This is a genomic window from Pseudomonas sp. 05T35, from assembly GCF_056396605.1.
The window spans coordinates 1-3,129 of sequence record NZ_JBFTLU010000503.1 but is presented as its reverse complement, the minus strand read 5'-3'; the positions used below and the strand labels follow the sequence as shown (position 1 = coordinate 3,129).

Annotated in this window: 2 protein-coding genes; both read right to left on the bottom strand. The window is 54.7% G+C overall.

The annotated features are described in order from the left end of the window. Positions 1-107: 107 nt before the first annotated feature. Positions 108-536, bottom strand: coding sequence for a hypothetical protein (locus tag AC1DH9_RS26095; RefSeq protein WP_427532409.1), 429 nt, complete (start codon positions 534-536; stop codon positions 108-110). A gap of 162 nt (positions 537-698) precedes the next feature. After that, a partial coding sequence (locus tag AC1DH9_RS26090; RefSeq protein ID WP_477809065.1) for a sensor domain-containing protein occupies positions 699-3,129 on the bottom strand: 2,431 nt, incomplete at its 5' end.

Sequence of the window (3,129 nt, the reverse complement as noted above, 5' to 3'; positions counted from 1 at the left end):
CCACTGGACATGTAACAAGATATTTACATCTTTTTTTTACACAAATAATCCCCTAAGCCCTTAAATAACCACACTTTTTTAAAGGTCGCATCTTGTATTCCACTACTTCAGCGAGAGCTTGGCGCTATTGAAATGCCCTCGCTCGCATCACCGTAAATTCGAAAATGCCTGACCTCTCCGGCATCCATGGTCGTTACCACCTCGCGTAAGGAAATGCCTAACGAACACAGGCCGTTACCCTTCAGGTCTTCTCCTGCGCCGACAAAGACTTCCCCGGGCTTGGTGAAAAATCTTGCTCCTTCGCCGGGCCCCACTCTCGCAACAAAATCACCGTTCACGTAAACACCGATGTAGCAGGCCGAACCTAGCAAGCCACCATCACGCGTCACAAAAATAGTCCCGCTATCTCCCCCGATGGGTTGCTGAAATGCAAAAACCCGATCACCTGGAACCTGAGCGGCTTTTTCCGCTGGAACTGGAGAAGTCATGCACCCTGAAATGAATAAAAAGGCTGCAACCCCTATCAAAATCCGCATGTTGAGCCCTCGTAAATCCAGGCCAAGGCTTTATCACCAGCGAGTGAACAGAACAGGTCCCGGGATCGGGATCCCATGGCTGAATGCATGACAAAGAGTATAGATGTCAGGGATGAGGACCTGACCGACTGCCGTGGCTGGCCAGGAATATTTCTACGCCGTTTATCGCCCGCTCGAGCCGCTCAACATCCATTGCATGAACGCCCCGGAAGACAATGGAACAGAGAAGAAATATCCCTGTCCGACCTCATAACCTTGCGATCTGAGAATGTCACGCTGGGCAGCGTGCTCAATGCCTTCCGCGACAACATGCAAGGAAAGCCCCTTACCAATACCGATGACAGACTCGCTTAATGCGCGGCAGGAGGCATCGTGCTCCAGGTCATCAACAAAACTCTTGTCCAGTTTCAGTTCGCTGATCGGCAACCGCCGCAAGTACCCCAGGCTGGAATAACCCGTGCCAAAGTCATCGATCGCCAGACGTACACCCAAGGCATGCAGATCCTGGATGGCTTGCTCTGAACCAGGGCTGTTGCAAAGCAATACACCTTCCGTCACCTCCACGCACAAATCGGCGGGCTGCAATTTACATCGACGCAATTGCTCGTCGATCAGCCCCACCAGATTCAGATTGTGAAAGTTGATCGGTGACAGATTGATCGACATGGATGGGACCACGAATCCTTGTCGGCGCCACTGCGCCAATTGCCCGCAGGCCTCTTGCAACACCCATTGGCTCAACTCATTGATTAACCCGCACTCCTCGGCCAAGGGTATGAATCGCATTGGCGAGATACTGCCCAGTGTTGGGTGTTCCCAGCGTGCCAGCGCCTCTACGCCGACAAGACGCCCGTTCCTCAAATCGACTTGCGGCTGATAAACCAGGTGAAGAGCGTTGTCAGCCAGGGTCACACGCAACGCCGTCTCAAGTATCAAACGTTCCTGAGCGATCTTGTTCATCTCTTCGAGAAAAAAACTGAAGCTGCCACGGCCGGTACGTTTAGCCTGGTACATCGCAATATCGGCACAATGCAGCAGGCTTTCCATATCCTGCCCGTCAACTGGAAACATGCTTATACCGATACTGGCCGACAGGACCACGGAGGTGCCGGCTATATTGGCCGCAGTACTCAGGGTCATCTTCAGCCGCTCGAGAAAGGTCGTGACCTGCGTGGCATTCATCCTTGGAAGTACCAGAACGAACTCATCGCCGGATAACCGCCCGACAATGTCCGACTCCCGGAGCACACTGCGTAACCGTTGCGCCATGACTTGCAACAACTCGTCGCCCGAAGCATGCCCCAGCGCATCATTGACCTGCTTGAAGCGGTCCAGGTCGACAAACAGCACCGCCAACCCGGCCTGCTCTTGAGCAACTTCGGCTATGGCCCGGTCCGCCTGTGCAAGCAAAAAACTGCGATTGGGCAAGCCGGTCAATGCATCATAAAACGCCATTTTTCGAATGGACTCACGCGCCTCTTCCCGCTCGAGCGCCAACATGCACAGGTGCGTTCCCGCCGTCACCAGGTGAGCATGCAAGGTATCGGGACCGCGACATTCCCTGAAATAGAGTGCAAAGGTGGCAGCGATCCGCCCTGCGCCGTTGCGCACAGGAATAGACCAGCACGCTCGCAAACCCGACTTTTCGGCCAGAGACTTGTAATCCGCCCAGAGCGGATCGTGGATGATATCCGTCACCAGAACCGGTTCGCCCCTGTAGGCCGCTGTCCCGCAAGACCCGGCAACAGGACCTATCGGTAATCCCTCGATCGCTCTGGAGTAATCGGTCGGCAAACCAGGACTGGCCAACGGGTGCAGAAAACCCTCCGGGTCCACGCTCAGGATCGAAACAATGACTTCGGGTGCGATGCGTTCGATCTCCTGACACATCAGGGTCAATACGCTTTCCAAAGACTGCTCTTTCAAAAGAGCCCCTATCACCTTGTCCTGTAACACCTCGTGCAGCTTGGACCGGGTTATGTCGGTCAGCACGATGACGATGTTATCGACCTTCCCTTGAGCATCGAACACGGGGGTCGACGAGATATGCACCCACAACCGTTGACCATTACGCTTGCTGATCAGTGCGCTGGCCTCACTGGGCTCACCACGCAGGACTCTTTCGAGCACCGCTTGCGCACGCGTTTCGGCCTGAATATCGGAGACAAAGAACATCAGGGGCGACCGTCCGATGACCTCCTCACGGGAATACCCAAGCAATCGAATAAGCCCGTCATTGACATAGATAAGGCGTGCATCGGCGTCGACAATACAAGTGGCAGAGCTGGTGATATTGACCGACATCGACAGCAACCGGTGTTCGATATCTTTCAAGCGCGTCGGTGTCACATCCTTGACGAAGGCCGCATACAGGATTCGGCCCTGCAAGGTAATTTTCGAGATTGACATCGCGCCCCAGCGCTCCTCACCATCCTTGCGCGCGATATGGACATCCCGGCTAGCGCCTACGATCTTGTTGACCCCGGTCTCCCGGTTTGCGCCGACATAACCGTCATGGTGGGGGCGTATGGCGTGAGGAACCAATGTATTGACGTTGCTTCCCAGTATTTCTACACGGGAACACCCCCAAAAC

What these genes read in the sequence shown, in the direction of transcription:
- AC1DH9_RS26095 (WP_427532409.1), bottom strand. Translation starts at nt 536, where the DNA reads ATGCGGATTTTGATAGGGGTTGCAGCCTTTTTATTCATTTCAGGGTGC.